This is a genomic window from Bradyrhizobium sediminis, from assembly GCF_018736085.1.
Lineage (GTDB): Bacteria > Pseudomonadota > Alphaproteobacteria > Rhizobiales > Xanthobacteraceae > Bradyrhizobium > Bradyrhizobium sediminis.
Map to the genome: position 1 here is coordinate 5397853 of NZ_CP076134.1, position 16236 is coordinate 5414088.

Sequence of the window (16236 nt, forward strand, 5' to 3'; positions counted from 1 at the left end):
GAGTGAAAGGTTCCAAAACGCAGGTCCAGTTGAGCGCGATGGCTGAAAGAGCTGCGCTGCTTCCGACCGCAAAGCGAACGAAAGCCTAATATTGCGCTTGAAAACTCACGCAAGAAACCTGTGCTTGTTTTGGCAGGCGGACTGATTTGATACAGCCAGCGGCGTAGGCTGGGTGTTGGGGAGCGCGTCTTTGCGCGACGTACGGCAGAATCTGTGTGGAACTGCACTGCGGTCGCAGTGACGCATGCCGGACGTAACGATGACAACGGCAATCCAAAGCTCACTACTTCAAGGCTCACAACTTCAAGGCTGGTAACTTAAGGGCTGGAATAAAGGCGAGACATGAGAAACGGTCAGAATCAAAATAAGCGGATGCGCAATCGGAGCAATCAGAACCGAGGTGACGGCGGCCGGCGCGGCCAGAACCCGATGACCCGGGTTTTCGAGTCCAATGGACCCGACATCAAGATCCGCGGCACCGCATCCCATGTCGCGGAAAAATACGTGCAGCTGGCGCGCGACGCGCGCTCTTCCGGCGACCCGGTAGCCGCTGAAAATTACTACCAGCACGCCGAGCATTATTTCCGCCTGATTGCCGCAGCGCAGGAACAGTTCCGGCAGAGCCAGCCGCAGCCGCGCACCGAGAACGAAATGCCCACCGCCGACGGCGATGACGACGAGGGCGAGAGTTTCTCGCATTTCGGGCAGGAACCCGGCTTCGTTCCGGCGCAGCCGCAGCCCTTCGTGCCCCGCGAGCACGCCCAGCGCGGCGACCACCAGCGCGATGGGCAAACCTATCAGTCGCGCGACCAGCATCAGCCGCGCGAACACCGCGAGCATCGCGAACATCGTCCGCAACCGCAGTTTCAGCCGCAACCGCAACCGCAGCCGGTGATTGCCGACAGCGGTGGCGTCGACCGCCTGCCGTCGTTCATCACCGGACCGCAGCCGCAGATCAGCGGCGGCCCGGGCGGCTTCGAAGGCGGCGAGCGCGAGCGCTTCCCGCGCCGGCGCCGCCGGCCGCACGGCCCACGCCCCGAAGGGGTCGCCGCCGCGCCTGCTGCGCCCAGCGAGGATTTCAATCCGGGGAACGAGTAAGCAGGCGACGTGGCGTTCGTCGTGAGCGCTTCTCTTCACCCTCCCCCTCCAGGGGAGGGCAAGAAAATCGAAGGCCGCAATATAAAGTTTTGATTTTACCGCCGCAGCGGCGGCGAATCGTCCCGCTGCAGTGACGACGGCACCAACACCGGCTCAAGCGCCGGAATCAGCCGCGTGCGCTCGCGGTGCGCGGGGATCGCGCGGTAGACCTGCTTGGTGGCTTCCACGATATGCACGCCGGCAAACGGCAGCGACAGCGCCGCGCCGACCCGCTCCCATGCCATCGCCGAGCGCAGGAACCAGCCGCCGGCAACCGGCGGCATGAACAGCGCCTCGCCCCAGGACGCCGGCGTGAACCAGGTCTGCCGCAGCAATTGCGTGATCTGCGAGCGCGAATAGGGCCGGCCGTGACCGAACGGCGTGTTGTCGGTGCGCGTCCACACCCCGCGCCGGTTCGGAATGACGGCCATCATCCGCCCCGAGGGCGCCAGCACCCGCCACACCTCGCGCAACAGGCCTTCGGGATCGTCGGACATTTCCAGCGCATGAATCAGCAGGATGCGGTCGACGGCGGCGTCCGGCAGCGGCAGCGAAAGTTCATCGACCAGCGTTGCCAGCGTCGGCCGCGCGGTCGGCCATTTCAGCACGCCCTGGGCCGCCGGCATGAAGGCGATGCAGCGCTCTGAATCCTCGCGGAACAGACCGAGATAGGGCGTCGGATAGCCGAGACCGAGCACGCGCTGACCCTGCGCGTTGGGCCAGCGCGCGTGAATGCCGCGGTTGATCAGCCGCCGCGCCACGATGCCGAGGCGCTGCGAATAGAAATTGCGGAGGTCGATGACATCGATGGTCATGACCGCAATCTAACACGCCGCAGGGCTGAACGGCGCGCCGAATATGGCATTGCCTGTGAAGCGTTAACGCCATATTTCATGCCCATATGCGGCGGTACCAGCGTGGCCGCACCGCTGGATGACGCCTCACCCGGACCACGGAGATATCATGGCCGCCGAAATTCGCCTGTTCACCTGCCTCAACGATAATTTCGGCTATCTGATCCACGACCCCGCGACCAGGGCCACCGCCTCGATCGACGCGCCGGAAGCCGCACCCATCATCAAGGCGCTGGAGCGCGAGGGCTGGACGCTGACGGATATCCTGATCACCCATCATCATGGCGACCATGTCGGCGGCGTCGCCGAACTGAAGCAAAAATACGGATGCCGCGTGGTTGGGCCGCACGACAAGTCCACCAAGATCGCCAATGTCGACCTGCGCGCCGGCCAGGGCGATGTCGTCAAGATAGGAAACCTGCTGGCGCGGGTGCTGGAAACGCCGGGCCACACGCTCGACCACATCAGCTATGTGTTCGACAGCGAGAAGGCGCTGTTCGCCGCCGACACGCTGTTCTCGATCGGCTGCGGCCGGGTGTTCGAAGGCAACTATCCGATGATGTGGGAATCGCTGTTGAAGCTGCGCGCGTTGCCCGACGACTTCAAACTCTATTGCGGCCATGAATATACCGCCGCCAACGTCAAATTCGCGCTCACCGTCGAGCCCGACAATGCCGCGCTGAAGGCGCGCGCCGAGGAAGTGACGCGGCTGCGCGCCGCCAACAAGCCGACCGTCCCGACGCTGCTCGGCGACGAGAAGAAAGCCAATGTATTCCTGCGCGCCGACGAACCGTCGGTCGCCGCCGGCGTGCGGATGAAGGGCAGGAGCGCCGCCGAAGTGTTCGGCGAATTGCGCGAACGCAAGAACAAATCCTGATGGCAAGATCCTGATGGTTGAGCTGCCGACCGCCGCCGAGATCATCGCACGGCTCGAGTTGAAGCCGCACCCCGAGGGCGGGCACTATCGCGAGACCTTTCGCGATACCCGCGTCGACGCCGACGGACGATCCGCATCCACCGCGATCTATTTCCTGCTGGCGCGCGGCGAACGCTCGCACTGGCACCGCATCGACGCGGTCGAGACTTGGCATTATTACGCCGGCCACGCACTGACCCTGCAGATCGCCGATAATGCGGATTGGCGCACCGTCCGGCTCGGCTCCGATCTCGCCGCCGGCGAGCTGCCGCAGGTGGTCGTGCCGGCGCAGACGTGGCAATCGGCGGAAAGCGCTGGCGACTGGACGCTGGTCGGATGCACCGTTGCGCCCGGATTCGATTTCGCAGCATTCGAACTGGCGCCGAAGGGCTGGATGCCCGCGGGCTAGAGCCTTTTCCCTTCCGATTGAATCGGAACGGGGCTCTACTTTTTGTTTCGACGCGCTTTCTTCACGCGAACCGGTATCCACTTCGCTTGAAAACGCTCTAACGTCGCCGCGCGAACATGTCCTTCGCCGCGATCAGACCGCCGCCGGCGATCAGGATTGCGGCGATGGCGATGTTCGCACTCGGCCGGGCAAAACCCGCCAGAATCAGAAACGCGGTCGAGAGCAGCGGCGTCGCGTAGGACGCCGCCCCCAGCACGCGGATGTCGCCGCGCTTCATCCCGATGTCCCAGGCATAGAATGCAGCGCCGACCGGGCCGACGCCGAGCGCTGCGATCGCAAGCCACTGCACCGTCGTGTCCGGCCAGACCGTGACCTCGACCAGCCCATGCACCGCAGCCGCAAGCAGCGCGGTCGCCGCGCAAAAACCCGCCACCGCATCGGTCGGCACCGCCTTGAGCTTGCGCGACATCACCGAATAGGCCGCCCACACGAAGGCCGCGACGAAGGCCGCGATCAGGCCGGGCAGTTGGCCGGGCGCGAAATCGACGCTGCTGTTTCCGACAAACAGCAGCACCGTGCCAGCAAGGCCGAGCAAGGCACCGATAATGTGGTGCGGCAAGAGCCGTTCGCCGGGGAGGACGGCGGAAAACACCACAATCAGGAGTGGCCACAGATAATTCAGGAGACCCGCTTCGGCCGGCGGCGCAAAGCGCAGCGCCAGGAAATACAGCGCGTGGTAGCCGAACAGGCCGCCGATCCCGACGAGCCACGCCGTGGACGGCTGCCGTAGCGCGCGCATCGCTTCCGGCCGCCCGATCCAGGTCAGCGCTCCGACCAGCGCGCCGACCGCAAACGTCATGGCGGCGAGCTGGAACGCGGGAATTTTCCCGGTCGCCACCGTCAGCACGGCCAGCAGCGACCACATCAGGATTGCGGTCAGTCCGATCAGGGTAGCGGTGCGTGGGGTCATTTATCTTGTCATTCCGGGGCGCGCGCGCAGCGCGAACCCGGAATCTCGAGATTCCCCGATGTGCAATTGCACATCTGAGGTCTGGTGCTGACGCACCATCCCGGAATGACGGCGCCTGGATGGCTTCCTCGCAATGACGGAAGTCACATCACACCATGTACTGGCCGCCGTTGACCGTCAGCGTCGAGCCGGTGATGCCGCCGGCCTCATCGGCGGCGAGGAACACCACGGCGCGGGCGATTTCCTCGGGCTCGCCGAGGCGGCCGGTCGGGATCAGCGGCAGGATGTTTTTCTCCAAAACCTCCTTCGGCACTGCCTGCACCATCTCGGTGTTGATGTAGCCCGGACAGATCGCGTTCACGGTGATGCCGCCCTTGGCATTCTCCAGCGCGAGCGCCTTGGTGAAGCCGATGTCGCCGGCTTTGGCGGCCGAATAATTGACCTGGCCGAACTGGCCCTTCTGGCCGTTGATCGAGGAGATGTTGATAACGCGGCCGAACTTGCGCGCGCGCATGCCCTCGATCACCTGACGGGTCATGTTGAACAACGAGCCGAGATTGGTGTTGATGACCGTATTCCACTGCTCCAGCGTCATCTTGTGGAACGCGCCGTCCTTGGTGATTCCGGCATTGTTGACCAGCACGTCGACCGGACCGAGCTCGGCCTCGACCTTCTTGATACCGGCGGCGCAGGCGTCGAAGGAACTGACGTCCCACTTGTAGACGGGGATACCGGTCTCTGCCTTGAATTTCTCCGCCGCCGCATCATTGCCGGCGTAGCTGGCGGCCACTTTGTAACCGGCAGCCTTCATTGCCTTGCTGATCGCAGCGCCAATGCCCCGCGTTCCCCCCGTCACCAACGCAACACGTGCCATGTCGAATCCTTCCCTTGGCGCTCTTTGACCTGCTTTTGTTTAGCTTCGAATTAAGCGGGCCGATTGACGAACATCAAGAAATAAAACGCCCGGCATCGAGGCCGGGCGCTTCATCTTAAGGATAAGCCACGCAATTGCGAGATGATCTTTTCATCACACTGCGCTGCAAGTCTAGTCGCGTGCGATGCACATCGCGATGCCCATACCGCCGCCGATGCACAGCGTGGCGAGGCCCTTCTTGGCGTCGCGCTTCTGCATCTCGTGCAGCAGCGTCACCAGCACCCGCGCGCCGGAGGCGCCGACCGGGTGACCGATCGCGATCGCGCCGCCATTGACGTTGACCTTGGAGGTGTCCCAGCCGAGGTCCTTGTTGACCGCGCAGGCCTGCGCCGCGAAGGCTTCGTTGGCCTCGATCAGATCGAGGTCGCCGATATTCCAGCCGGCCTTCTTCAACGCGGCGCGCGACGCCGGGATCGGGCCGGTTCCCATGATCTTGGGATCGACGCCGGCCTGGCCCCACGACACGATGCGGCCCAGCACCTTCTTGCCTTCCTTGGCCGCCTGCTTCGCGGTCATCAGCACCACGGCGGCGGCGCCGTCATTGATGCCCGACGCGCTGCCGGCGGTGACGGTGCCGTCCTTCTCGAACGCCGGCTTGAGCTTGGCCATCGCATCGAGCGTCGCGCCATGGCGGGGATACTCGTCATCGCTGACGATGATGTCGCCCTTGCGGGTCTTGATGGTGACGGGGACGATCTCGTCCTTGAACTTGCCGGCCTTCTGCGCGGCCTCGGCCTTGTTCTGCGAAGCGACGGCGAATTCGTCCTGCTGGTTGCGGGTGATCTGGTACTGCCGGGCGACGTTCTCGGCGGTATTGCCCATGTGGTAGCCGTTGAAGGCGTCCCACAAGCCGTCTCTGATCATGGTGTCGATGAACTCGACCGGGCCCATTTTGGTGCCGCCGCGCAGATACTGCGCGTGGGGGGCCATGCTCATGGATTCCTGGCCGCCGGCGACGACGATGTTGGAATCGCCGTTGAGCAGCGCCTGGTAGCCCAGCGCCACCGTGCGCAGGCCCGAGCCGCAGAGCTGATTGACGCCCCAGGCCGGGCTTTCCACCGGGATGCCGGCGGCGATCGAGGCCTGGCGGGCCGGGTTCTGGCCCTGCGCCGCGGTCAGGATCTGCCCCATGATGACCTCGGAGACGCGGCCCGGCTCGATCCCGGCGCGCTCCAGCGCGGCCTTGATGGCGACGGCGCCGAGATCGTGCGCGGGCGTGGTGGCGAAGGCGCCGTTGAAACTACCGACCGGGGTGCGGGCAGCGGCGACGATGACGACATCGTCTGACATGGACATCTCCTGAGGTTGAGCTTTTTGGGGCTTGAGGGCGTGGGTGGCGGACGCCGGATTGGCAGGCCAGTCTCCTAGCTCATCCTCTTAACGTAGTTGAGGCATGTCAATCGGCCAGAGGACGGAATCTTGCCGCGGCGCACTCAAAATGACGTCCGGGCATTTTCAGGCAAAGCGGAAGCCGGTTGGCCGTCAGAAAAATGGCTACCTTAGATTGCGCGTCGCCTAACCGCAAAACCGGCAACCGCGGACCAAGCGCTGCACATTCCTGAGCAGTGCCTATGCCTTGGAATTAACCGTGGCGCACAAAACGGTAGCCGAACCGCATTGAAAATGCTTACTTTGCTGCGATGCGTTGCTCGTCTGCCCTTCGGCGATGCCGTCGGGTTCCCTTGTCCTCGGTGTGCATTGTGTGAGCCATGGCGAAATCAGACCAACCCACCACGATCAAGAAATACGCGAACCGGCGGCTCTATAATACCGGCACCAGCACCTATGTGACGCTCGAGGATCTCGCAGCGATGGTGAAGGAGGGCGAGGACTTCCTCGTCTACGACGCCAAGACCGGTGACGACATTACCCGCTCGGTGCTGGCGCAGATCATTTTCGAGCAGGAAAACAAGGCCGGCCAGAACCTGCTGCCGACCACCTTCCTGCGGCAGCTGATCCGGTTCTACGGCGACAGCATGCAGATGGTGGTGCCGAAGTATCTCGAGCAGTCGATCGACACGCTGACCCGCGAGCAGGAAAAGTTCCGCAAGCAGCTGACCAATACCTTCAGCGGCACGCCCTTTGCTCCCTTGGAGGAGCACGTCCGCCGCAACATGGAATTGTTTCAGCAGACGTTCTCGATGTTCAAGCCGTTCGTGCCGCCGCGCGCCGGGGCCGCAGCCGAACCCGAGAAGGCGCCGGAGCCGGCGCCCGACGCAGACAATATCGACGACCTGCGCCGTCAGATGAAGGACATGCAGGAACGGCTCGAGCGGATGTCGAAAGAGCCGAAGAAGGAAGAGCCGAAGAAGGAAGAGTAGTTTCTTCCTTTGTCGTGTCTGCACGGGAATTTCTCCGCGTGTCGTCCCCGCGAACGCGGGGACCCATATGTGGACGGCCCCCGTGCCACAAGAGTTTTTTGAGGTCTGATCGGATCGCTTGCATCCATATGTCCGGCCTGTTGGTGCGGTCGCTTGGACCGCTGGCCAAGATGGCTTCCGCGACGCGAGTTCCAAACAACCACACGACCTGTCTTGGGCCAATGGGTCCCACGGATTGTCTCGCACCTCGGATCGATCGATCCTACCATCTGCTCCTCTTGCAGCTCCGGCTCAGCCGATAAGACGAACTTACCGGCTGATCTCTTAGGCGGCTGACGCCGATGCCTCAGACATCCGCGCGCCGTCGTAATTATCCCCCGTAACCATCAGTTTCCAGGCGATGCGGGCAATCTTGTTGGCGAGCGCCACCGCCGCGAGTTTTGGCGGCTTGCGCTTGAGCAAAGCGATCAGCCAGGGCGATGGATGGCCACGGCCGTACTTCGCCTGCTGAATCACGGCGGTCGCTCCTGCCACCAGCACGCTGCGCAACCTCTCATCGCCGGCACGGGTGATCTTGCCGAGCCGGGTTTTGCCGGCAGTGGAGTGGTCTTTCGGGGTCAGTCCGAGCCAGGCCGCAAAATGCCGGCCCGAGGAGAAGGCACGCGGATCAGGCGTCTTCATCACCAGCGCCGTGGCGCCGATCGGCCCGACTCCTGGAATCTTCGCCAAGCGCCGGCTATCGGCATTGCCGCGGTGCCAGGCCCTCAGCCTGGCTTCGATTGCCTTCAACTCTCCCTGCAACTGCGCGTACTCGCGGCCCTGGACCGCAAACGACTCGCGCGCCAGCGCCGGCACGCTGTCATCTTGCGCGATGCCAGCTAAAAGCGGTTCGATCTTGTCGAGGCCCTTGGCCACCGCAAGGCCGAACTCTGCCGCATAGCCCCGGATCATATTGCTGAGCTGGGTGCGACGGGCGACCATCTGCTCGCGGAGACCTGCCAGCATCAAAGCTGCCTGCTGCTCGGCCGTCTTCACTGGCACAAACCGCATCGTCGGTCGGCCCATCGCTTCACACAGCCCCTCGGCATCTCGCCCGTCGTTCTTGTTCCGCCTGACGTAAGGCTTCACGTGTTGCGGCGCGATCAGCTTCACCTCGTGGCCGAGCTTGCCAAGCTCGCGCGCCCAATAATGCGCCGCACCGCAGGCCTCGATCCCGATCACGGTCGGCGGCTGCTTGGTAAAAAATGCCACCATTTGCGCCCGGCCGAGCCGCCTGCGCAACACCGGCCGTTCGGTCGCATCAACCCCATGCAGCTGGAAAATATGCTTCGACGTATCCATGCCAATTCGGATAATCTGTTCCACGGACGGCTCCTTTGTCTGAGATTTGCAACAACCTCATTCTGGCACAACTGATGCCGTAGGGGGCCGTCCACCCCATCAACCACAAATCGGTGTTGTTGAGGGAAGGCGTCTACCACATCGCCTGACCGATGGGCCGCGGCGTATGGGTCCCCGCGTTCGCGGGGACGACGAAGTTTTCTTGGTGCCGGAAGGTTCTAACTCGCCGCCGGCAACACCGTTGCGCGCCGATCCCACGGCCGCTCCGATGACGCCAGCCCGATCAGCCGTCCCTGGATGTAGTCGCAACCCCATTCGCGCAGCATCACCGCGGACTCTTCGTCCTGGACCCATTCCGCGACGGTCCTGATTTGCAGCCGGCGCGCCAGATCGATCAGCGTCTGCACGAAGGCGCGATCGTCGGCCGAGCGCGCGATGTTCTGCACGAAGGCGCCGTCGACTTTAACAATATCGACGCCGAGCTTGCGCAGATTCCGGAACGAGGTGTAACCGGCGCCGAAATCGTCGATCGCGATCTTGCTGCCGAAGTTCTTCAGCCGCGTGACGAAGCCGCGGACGTCGTCGATATCCTGGATCGCGACGGTTTCGGTGATTTCCACGATCAGCCGCTCGGCCACGCCCGGATGGGCGCGCATCAGCGATTCGATCGAGGCCCACCAGTCCGGGTCCATCGTGGTGTCGGGCGAGATGTTGAGGCTGAGCTGCACCTGCGGCGAGTTTGCGAGTTCGGCCACGACGAGCTCGAGCACGCGGTGATCGACCAGCCGGATCAGGCCGAGCTTCTCCGCCACCGGAACGATGTCCGGCGCCAGCAGAACCTGTCCGTCGCCCTGCTCCATGCGGACCAGGCACTCGTAGAACGCCGCGTCCCGCGAACGCGCTTCGACCACCGGCTCGTATGCCATCACGATCCGGCGCTCGTTGAGCGCGGTGACGATCTCGTCGGTGACGCGGATATTGACGCGGCGCTGGGCGTCGCGCTCGACATTGGGACGCCACACCAGGAACGACCCGGCGCGGCGGCGCTTTGCCATGTCGAGCGTTTCATGGGCGCGGTTGATCGCCTCGTCGGCGTTGTGCGCATAGCGCGGCACGCTGACCGCGCCGATCGACGCGGTGACCGAGACCGGGCCGGACCGGGTCGGCACCACCTCGTCGCGGATGCCCGCCAGGAACCGCTCGGCGGCGACATTCATGTCGTCGACGGTGCAGTTCTTCAGGATCAGCCCGAATTTGTTGCCGGAGAACCGGCCGAGCACGTCACCGGCGCGCAGCCGCGCCCGGATGCGCTGCGCCACTTCGGAAATCACCGCGTCCGCAACGTCGAAGCCGAAGGCATCGTTGATGCGCGCCAGACGATCGATGCCGATCAGCATGAAGGCGCAGGCGGTGCGGAAGCGCGAGGATTCTTCGATGGCCTCGGCCAATGAGGCGATCAGATGGGTGCGATTGAGTTCGCCGGTCAAGGGGTCGTTGCGCGACAGTTTCAAAAGCTGCTCGTCGCGGGCGTGGCGTTCGTTGTTGACGCGGACGATGCCATGGGCGTGCGCCGGCCTGCCGTCGGCGCCGGCGAACCAGCAGCCGGTTTCCTCGATCCAGAGCACGGGGGCGGAGGTAGAGGTCCGCACGCCGTACTCGACCCGGTAGGGCACGCCGTCGCCGCCGCGCGCCGGCGGCGTATGGCCCAGCGCGTCGGACCGGATCGTGCGCGCCGGCTCGATCAGCTTGGAAAACTCGGCGCCGCTGGCCAGCGTCTCCGCCGGAATATCCGGAAAGACCGAGGTCAATTGATCGCTCCAGACAATGGCGTCGGTGGCGATGTCCCACGCGAACGCCGCCTGGCCGAGCGAAGCAAGGATGGTGGAAGCTTGCGGGGCAACGGGTTTCACGGACGCCTCGTTTCGGGACACTGCCGGGTGATTCGCTGCCTTAAGGATAGTGCCTGTTTTGCCCCCGGCCAGCGCGTATTCCGCAAAAGTGGGGACCGGTCTTGCGATCATGATACGCGCGAATCATTAAAGGGCAGCATTTTCCTGCGGCAAACCGGTTCCGGCTGTGCCGGAAAATGCTCCGCGCAAAGTTCATAAACAATTCGGAAACCACGTTGTGAGGCCGCCGGGAACCAATCGGCGAGCTCCGGCATGGCCCTTGCGATGAAGAGATCGGAACGGGCGTCGCGTCCCAGAACGCGACAGTTGAGCCGGATTTCGATTTGCGATGTCAAGCAACAGTCGACCAGAGCAGACGGCAAATGACGGCGGCGTTGCCGACGCCGGGCCCGCCTGTGTCGCGCTGGTGCCGATGGTCCAGCGCACCGAATGGACGAGGACCGCCACCCAGCCGCCCTCCCGGCCGACCTCGACCTTTGTCACCCAACTGCTGGCCACCGCCGAGTATGCCCCGCAGACCCGCGGCTTGCGGCGGGCAACAGCCGCCGACGCGCGGACCGCCTACAGCACGAGCCAGCGCCAGGTCCAGATTCAGGCCCGGGTAGCGGGCATCCGGACCAGGCAAACCATCTAAACCCGGGAGTTAGCGCGGCGCGTCCGGCGACGGGTGCGAACCGTCGCCCGGCTGCAATCCCGGAGACGTGACCGCCGGCGGGGGCGTGTGCGCAGCGACCTCCGGATGCACGATTTTCGGTTCGGCGCGATCGAGGGGCACGGATTCGGCGGCCGGCGCCGGCGCTGAAGGGGCCGGTGCAGACTGAGGTTCGAAGTGAGGTTCGGGCGCAGCCGTTTCGGCGTTTCGCGCGCCCCGCCGCGAGACCGCGGGAGCTGACGCCAGCTGCGTCCCGCGCCGCGCCCGCAGCGCAATGCCCGACAGGAAATCCACCAGCGCGAGCAGCGTCAGCAGGAAATAGGTCGAGGTACCGAATTTCGGCCACAGCAAGAACTCGGCGGCCGCGGCGCCGAACACGACCAGCGACAACAAATGATCGGTGAGATATTTCGCGCCCGGGCGCGCGCCCTTGATGACCTCGAACATGAGCATCAAGACGCTGAGAGCCAGCAGCATATCGCTGAGGTTCACCGGCCAATCGACGTCGGATATCAGCGTCAGCTTCAGAACCGGATCGGCGAAGGAAACGCCGGGCATCAGGAAGACGATGATATTGTAGATCGCGAGCGGAATCAGAAGAAGCGGAAAACCGATCATCGACATCGGCGAGGCCTTCTTTCCAGGCAAGAAAATCAAGGCGCTTTCAGGCGGACCGCCCGGTCCGCCGCAGGAAATCGTCTCACCTCACGCGTTGGCCGAATTCAGGCAGGCAGGACCATCTCGGCCTGCCGCCTGCCGCCCCGGTCAGGATTCCTTCTTGGCCTTCAGCACCTGCCGGCCCTTGTACATGCCGGTCTTCAGGTCGAGGTGGTGCGGACGGCGCAATTCACCGGAATCCTTGTCCTCGGCATAGGTCGGCTTCTTCAGCGCGTCCGCCGAGCGGCGCATGCCACGCCGCGAGGGCGATGTTTTTCTACGGGGAACGGCCATGTCGGTGTCCTCTAGGGGTGTTGTCGGAGGCATCGTCCGTGGGCGGACCGCTCAAGCGCTTTTGGGCCACGAGCTGAAATGCCGATAAGGCCGCGCTTATAGAGGAAGGGGTGCGCCAAAGCTAGGTTCAAAATACGCCCAATTGGCTCAAAAAGCGCGATTTTCGCTCCAGCATCGCTGCAGGGCGGGGGCCTGCGCCCGGGCCACATAGGTCCAGGCCAGACGGCGGACGCCTGGGCCGGGATTGCGGGCGCTGCGCCTGATGGGATTGGGCAGGATCGCCGCCAAAAGCGCGGCTTCGCGTGGCGACAGGCTGGAGGCGGAATGGCCGAAGGCGTAGGCAGCCCCTGCCTCGGCCCCGAACCGGCCGGACGGCCCCCATTCGGCGATGTTGAGGTAAATCTCCAAGATTCGCTGCTTCGGCAGCACCAGATCAATCCACATCGCCAGCGGGACCTCCAGAGCCTTGCGGACCACGCTGCGGCCCGGCCACAGGAACAGGTTTTTCGTCACCTGCTGGGTGATGGTCGAGCCGCCGCGCGCCACCTCGCCGTCCTCAGCGTCGTCGATCACGTCGCGTAGCGCGTCCCAGTCGACGCCGCGATGGCTGCAGAATTTGGCGTCCTCGGAGGCCACCACCGAGCGCGGCAGCGCCGACGAAATCGCCCTGAAATCGATCCATTGCCGCGACACCGGCGCACCTCTGACCCAGCGCCAGGCCATCAGCGTCGAGACCGGATGGCCGGCGCGATAGAACGGCGCCAGCAGGTACGGCAGCAACAAAACGGCCAGCACGATCAGCAACAGATTTCGGGCAATGCGCAAATCTGAGGTTTCTGGTTCAGCGCGTATTCCGCAAAAGTGAATACCGGTCTTGTGAGCAGAATACGCCAGGGGTTAGGGCAAAGGGCGGCGAAGGGGCCGGTATTGAGCATATCTCAATGATAAATCCCGGTTTTTCCAGCGCTATTAAGGCGCCGCGACCCCGCCGGTGGAATTGACGAAGCCGGTGCCATCAACGATTGTCCGGCCAAATCGACGTAAGACTATTCCCCGGAGCTTCCTTGATGACGACCGCCACTGCCACCGACTTTGCGAAACGACTGGACCAGACCGCGGAGGATACCGAAGCTCTGCTGGCGAAGCTGTTATCCGACACGCTCCTGCCCGACGAAATCGCGCGACCGAAGCGGCTGATGGAGGCCATGCGCTATTCCACCCTCGGCGGCGGCAAACGCTTGCGGCCGTTCCTGGTGGTCGAGAGTTCGGCCGTGTTCGGCGTCCCGCGCGAGGCGGCGCTATTGGCCGGCGCCGCGCTCGAATGCATCCACTGCTATTCGCTGATCCACGACGATCTCCCGGCGATGGACAACAGCGATCTGCGCCGCGGCCGGCCGACGCTGCACAAGAAGACCGATGACGCCACCGCGATCCTGGCCGGCGACGGGCTATTGACGCTCGCCTTCGACATCATCACCCGCGACGAACTCCACAACGACCCGACCGTGCGCCTGCTGCTCACCCGCGCGCTGGCGCGGGCGTCGGGAATCGGCGGCATGGTCGGCGGCCAGATGCTCGACCTCGCCGGCGAAGGCCGGTTCGGCGACCGCGAGCCGGTCGACGTCGCGCGGCTGCAGCAGATGAAGACCGGCGCGCTGTTGCGCTACGGCTGCATCGCCGGCGCGATCCTCGGCCAGTCCACGCCAGCGCAATACCAGGCGCTTGACGATTACGGCCGCGCGCTGGGCGAGGCGTTCCAGATCGCCGACGATCTGCTCGACGTCGAGGGCGACGCGGCCGCGCTCGGCAAGCAGACCGGACAGGATGCGGCACTGGGCAAGACCACCTTCGTCACCCAGCTCGGGATCGACGGCGCCAAGCAGCGCGTGCGCGATCTCCTGGCCAAGGCCGACTCCGCGCTTTCGATCTTCGGCGCCAAGGGCGACGTGCTGCGTGCGGCGGCGCGATTCGTCGCCGACCGCAAGAGCTGACCACGCGAAGACGCGCGTCCCGGAAGGACGTTCAGCGGCAAATCTGCACGTTACCGCCGCCGCCTTCATAAGGGCCGCCCTGCGCGGTGGTCCGGAACTCGATGTGGCAACCGGACGCGACCGGACGGCAGCCGACGCTGTCGCATACGACCTGCCCGCTGGAGGATCGCGGCTTGGCAGCGCTGGCTTCCGGACGAGGCGCTGCGCGCAGCGGACGCTCGGTGTCGTCGCGTCTCGCCGCCGGCTTGTTCGCGCGCCGCTTCTCGCATTCGTTGTCGTCGTTGAGGAACGAGCCCTCCGCGCAAGCGATCTTGCTGCAGCGGTCGCCGTCGGCCTTAAAGCCATGTTCGCAGACCAGCGGACAAACCCGCGACGACTTCAGCTTGATCGCATCGAGCGCATCGAGGCTTGCGAGCTTGACGTCGAATTTGGTTCGGGCATAGCGGTTGAACAGCGCCATCGAACGTTGCGACGCCGCGTTCCAATCACCGTCGGCCGTAGCGGTGAGACAGCCGACACGGCGCAGTTCGGTCTGCACGGATTTTGTCAGGTCGGCTGACGCCGGTCCGGCGTTGAGCGAGGCGAGGTTCGTCCCCTTGTCGGCTTGCGCCTTTTCGGCCGCCGGCGGGGTCCCTGCAGTTTTTTCGGTGGCGGCACGGTTGCGCTCGGCCTCGGCGGCCTGCTCCTGCGCAACCTGCTTGGCTTTTTCGGCGGCGATCCTGGCCTGCTCGGCCGCTTTGGCGTCCGCCTCGGCCTTGACCTGCTGAGTCTTTTGCGCGCCCTCGGCGGCCAGCCGCGCCCGCTCCTGTTCGGCCAGCCGCGCCTTCTCGGTGGCGGCGACGCGGGCTTCTTCCGCTGCAAACTTGGCGAGCTGGATCCTGGCGAGGCTGGCGTAGAAACCTTCAGGATATTGCACCAGGAAGGCGTTCAGCGCGTCCTTGTTGCCGATCTGCAGCGCCAGTTCGTAATCCCGGCGCGCTTCCGCCTGCGGATTGGGCACGGGAGCCGGGGCGGCGACGGGCTTGGCCGGCACCAGCGGCACGTCTTCGCCGCCGAGCGAGCCATAGACAAACGGCTCCTGCCGGTTGCTGGTATTCTTCAGCACATCGTCGCGAATGAAACCGAAGGCGCGGCGCACATCGAGCCCCGGCGTCGTCAGGTGCTTGGCCAGCGCCATCGTGAACGGGCTGTTCTTGCCGTCGCCATCCGCCGCCGTCGAGCCGGCCTTGGCCGAATAGGCGATCAGCATGTTCGGGCTGGTCGGCTCGATCTTGGCGAGCCCCTGCCCGATCGCGCGCGATGCCACGGTGCGTTTCATGTTGCGTGAAAACGGATTGTCCCGGCAGGCGTCGAGGATCACCAGCCGCAACCGCTTGGCGGGTTCGATCGCCACCAGCACGCGGTCCAGCGAAAGCGCCTCGTCGAAGACGTCGGTGTCGCGCTCCAGTTTCGCATCCACCGGGATCAGGTAATTGGTGCCGTCCACTTCCAGGCCGTGGCCGGCGTAATAGACCACTGCAATGTCGGAATCGCGCGCACGGTCGGCGAAATCGCGCAGCGCCCGGCGCGTCTCGGCTGCCGGCAGGTCATGGCGGGAATCGACGACTTCGAAACCGGCGGCCTTCAGCGTGGCCGCGATGGTGGCGCCGTCATTGACCGGATTGGTCAGCCGCGCCGCGTTTTGATAGGCCGAATTGCCGAGCACCAGCGCGACGCGCTTTTCGGCGAAAGCCGGCTGGCACACCAGCAGCAATGCTGCGGCGAGGAAAAACCGGCGCAATCTTGAATATCCAGGCGAATTCATCGCGACACCCTACAGCCATACTAGCACAGCTAAGCATCCCTACCAG

16 protein-coding genes are annotated in these 16236 nt (G+C 64.6%); 6 read left to right on the top strand and 10 right to left on the bottom strand.

Translation table 11 applies throughout. The features are described 5' to 3' along the window. The first annotated feature begins 342 nt into the window (after positions 1–342). A complete protein-coding gene (locus KMZ29_RS25840; RefSeq protein ID WP_215621811.1) occupies positions 343–1098 on the top strand; it encodes a DUF4167 domain-containing protein in 756 nt (251 codons plus the stop codon). 95 nt (positions 1099–1193) lie between these two features. On the opposite strand, the gene KMZ29_RS25845 is transcribed toward KMZ29_RS25840, so the two are convergent. Further along, positions 1194–1952: a class I SAM-dependent methyltransferase gene (locus KMZ29_RS25845; protein WP_215621812.1), complete on the bottom strand. Its 759-nt coding sequence runs from the start codon at positions 1950–1952 to the stop codon at positions 1194–1196. Positions 1953–2100: 148 nt separating this feature from the next. Here KMZ29_RS25845 and gloB point away from each other — a divergent pair, with 148 nt between their 5' ends. Both gloB and KMZ29_RS25855 read left to right on the top strand, forming a co-directional pair. Beyond that, positions 2101–2868 (top strand): hydroxyacylglutathione hydrolase, encoded by a 768-nt coding sequence (gene gloB, locus KMZ29_RS25850; RefSeq protein ID WP_215621813.1) that lies wholly within the window; start codon positions 2101–2103, stop codon positions 2866–2868. A 22-nt stretch (positions 2869–2890) separates the two neighbouring features. After that, positions 2891–3316, top strand: a complete 426-nt coding sequence (locus KMZ29_RS25855; protein WP_215624418.1) for a cupin domain-containing protein — start codon at positions 2891–2893, stop codon at positions 3314–3316. A 97-nt stretch (positions 3317–3413) separates the two neighbouring features. Here the strand turns inward: KMZ29_RS25855 and yddG are convergent, their stop codons facing one another. From yddG to KMZ29_RS25870, 3 genes are all read right to left on the bottom strand, one after another. Continuing rightward, entirely contained in the window at positions 3414–4286 is an 873-nt protein-coding gene (yddG, locus tag KMZ29_RS25860) for an aromatic amino acid exporter YddG (protein ID WP_215621814.1), read from the bottom strand. Positions 4287–4434: 148 nt separating this feature from the next. Then, positions 4435–5160, bottom strand: a complete 726-nt coding sequence (gene phbB, locus KMZ29_RS25865) for an acetoacetyl-CoA reductase (RefSeq protein WP_215621815.1) — start codon at positions 5158–5160, stop codon at positions 4435–4437. Positions 5161–5331: 171 nt separating this feature from the next. Beyond that, entirely contained in the window at positions 5332–6510 is a 1179-nt protein-coding gene (locus KMZ29_RS25870) for an acetyl-CoA C-acetyltransferase (RefSeq protein ID WP_215621816.1), read from the bottom strand. Positions 6511–6929: 419 nt separating this feature from the next. Here KMZ29_RS25870 and phaR point away from each other — a divergent pair, with 419 nt between their 5' ends. Further along, positions 6930–7541 carry a polyhydroxyalkanoate synthesis repressor PhaR gene (gene phaR / locus KMZ29_RS25875; RefSeq protein WP_215613807.1) on the top strand — a complete coding sequence of 204 codons (612 nt, stop codon included), beginning with the start codon at positions 6930–6932 and terminating at the stop codon, positions 7539–7541. A 324-nt stretch (positions 7542–7865) separates the two neighbouring features. On the opposite strand, the gene KMZ29_RS25880 is transcribed toward phaR, so the two are convergent. Together KMZ29_RS25880 and KMZ29_RS25885 are read right to left on the bottom strand one after the other, a co-directional pair. Further along, complete coding sequence (locus KMZ29_RS25880; RefSeq protein WP_215621526.1) at positions 7866–8906, bottom strand: IS110 family RNA-guided transposase; 1041 nt, start codon at positions 8904–8906, stop codon at positions 7866–7868. 194 nt (positions 8907–9100) lie between these two features. Continuing rightward, positions 9101–10792: a bifunctional diguanylate cyclase/phosphodiesterase gene (locus KMZ29_RS25885; RefSeq protein ID WP_249779790.1), complete on the bottom strand. Its 1692-nt coding sequence runs from the start codon at positions 10790–10792 to the stop codon at positions 9101–9103. A gap of 328 nt (positions 10793–11120) precedes the next feature. Between KMZ29_RS25885 and KMZ29_RS25890 the strand changes: the two genes are divergently transcribed. Then, positions 11121–11426, top strand: coding sequence for a hypothetical protein (locus KMZ29_RS25890; protein ID WP_215621818.1), 306 nt, complete (start codon positions 11121–11123; stop codon positions 11424–11426). A 9-nt stretch (positions 11427–11435) separates the two neighbouring features. Here KMZ29_RS25890 and KMZ29_RS25895 read toward each other — a convergent pair whose 3' ends face one another. The 3 genes from KMZ29_RS25895 to mtgA all read right to left on the bottom strand — a co-directional run bounded on the left by KMZ29_RS25895 (position 11436) and on the right by mtgA (position 13220). After that, positions 11436–12062, bottom strand: coding sequence for a hypothetical protein (locus KMZ29_RS25895; protein ID WP_215624419.1), 627 nt, complete (start codon positions 12060–12062; stop codon positions 11436–11438). A 147-nt stretch (positions 12063–12209) separates the two neighbouring features. Further along, positions 12210–12395: a 50S ribosomal protein L32 gene (gene rpmF / locus KMZ29_RS25900; protein WP_027540899.1), complete on the bottom strand. Its 186-nt coding sequence runs from the start codon at positions 12393–12395 to the stop codon at positions 12210–12212. Positions 12396–12542: 147 nt separating this feature from the next. After that, a complete protein-coding gene (gene mtgA, locus KMZ29_RS25905) occupies positions 12543–13220 on the bottom strand; it encodes a monofunctional biosynthetic peptidoglycan transglycosylase (RefSeq protein WP_215621819.1) in 678 nt (225 codons plus the stop codon). A gap of 242 nt (positions 13221–13462) precedes the next feature. Between mtgA and KMZ29_RS25910 the strand changes: the two genes are divergently transcribed. After that, complete coding sequence (locus KMZ29_RS25910; RefSeq protein WP_215621820.1) at positions 13463–14386, top strand: polyprenyl synthetase family protein; 924 nt, start codon at positions 13463–13465, stop codon at positions 14384–14386. A 31-nt stretch (positions 14387–14417) separates the two neighbouring features. Here the strand turns inward: KMZ29_RS25910 and KMZ29_RS25915 are convergent, their stop codons facing one another. Further along, entirely contained in the window at positions 14418–16190 is a 1773-nt protein-coding gene (locus tag KMZ29_RS25915; protein ID WP_215621821.1) for a caspase family protein, read from the bottom strand. Positions 16191–16236: the final 46 nt, after the last annotated feature.

Coding starts and splice junctions, on each gene's coding strand:
- KMZ29_RS25840 (WP_215621811.1), top strand. CDS start 343: ATGAGAAACGGTCAGAATCAAAATAAGCGGATGCGCAATCGGAGCAAT.
- KMZ29_RS25845 (WP_215621812.1), bottom strand. CDS start 1,952: ATGACCATCGATGTCATCGACCTCCGCAATTTCTATTCGCAGCGCCTC.
- gloB (WP_215621813.1), top strand. CDS start 2,101: ATGGCCGCCGAAATTCGCCTGTTCACCTGCCTCAACGATAATTTCGGC.
- yddG (WP_215621814.1), bottom strand. CDS start 4,286: ATGACCCCACGCACCGCTACCCTGATCGGACTGACCGCAATCCTGATG.
- phbB (WP_215621815.1), bottom strand. CDS start 5,160: ATGGCACGTGTTGCGTTGGTGACGGGGGGAACGCGGGGCATTGGCGCT.
- KMZ29_RS25870 (WP_215621816.1), bottom strand. CDS start 6,510: ATGTCAGACGATGTCGTCATCGTCGCCGCTGCCCGCACCCCGGTCGGT.
- phaR (WP_215613807.1), top strand. CDS start 6,930: ATGGCGAAATCAGACCAACCCACCACGATCAAGAAATACGCGAACCGG.
- KMZ29_RS25890 (WP_215621818.1), top strand. CDS start 11,121: ATGTCAAGCAACAGTCGACCAGAGCAGACGGCAAATGACGGCGGCGTT.
- KMZ29_RS25895 (WP_215624419.1), bottom strand. CDS start 12,062: ATGATCGGTTTTCCGCTTCTTCTGATTCCGCTCGCGATCTACAATATC.
- rpmF (WP_027540899.1), bottom strand. CDS start 12,395: ATGGCCGTTCCCCGTAGAAAAACATCGCCCTCGCGGCGTGGCATGCGC.
- KMZ29_RS25910 (WP_215621820.1), top strand. CDS start 13,463: ATGACGACCGCCACTGCCACCGACTTTGCGAAACGACTGGACCAGACC.
- KMZ29_RS25915 (WP_215621821.1), bottom strand. CDS start 16,190: ATGAATTCGCCTGGATATTCAAGATTGCGCCGGTTTTTCCTCGCCGCA.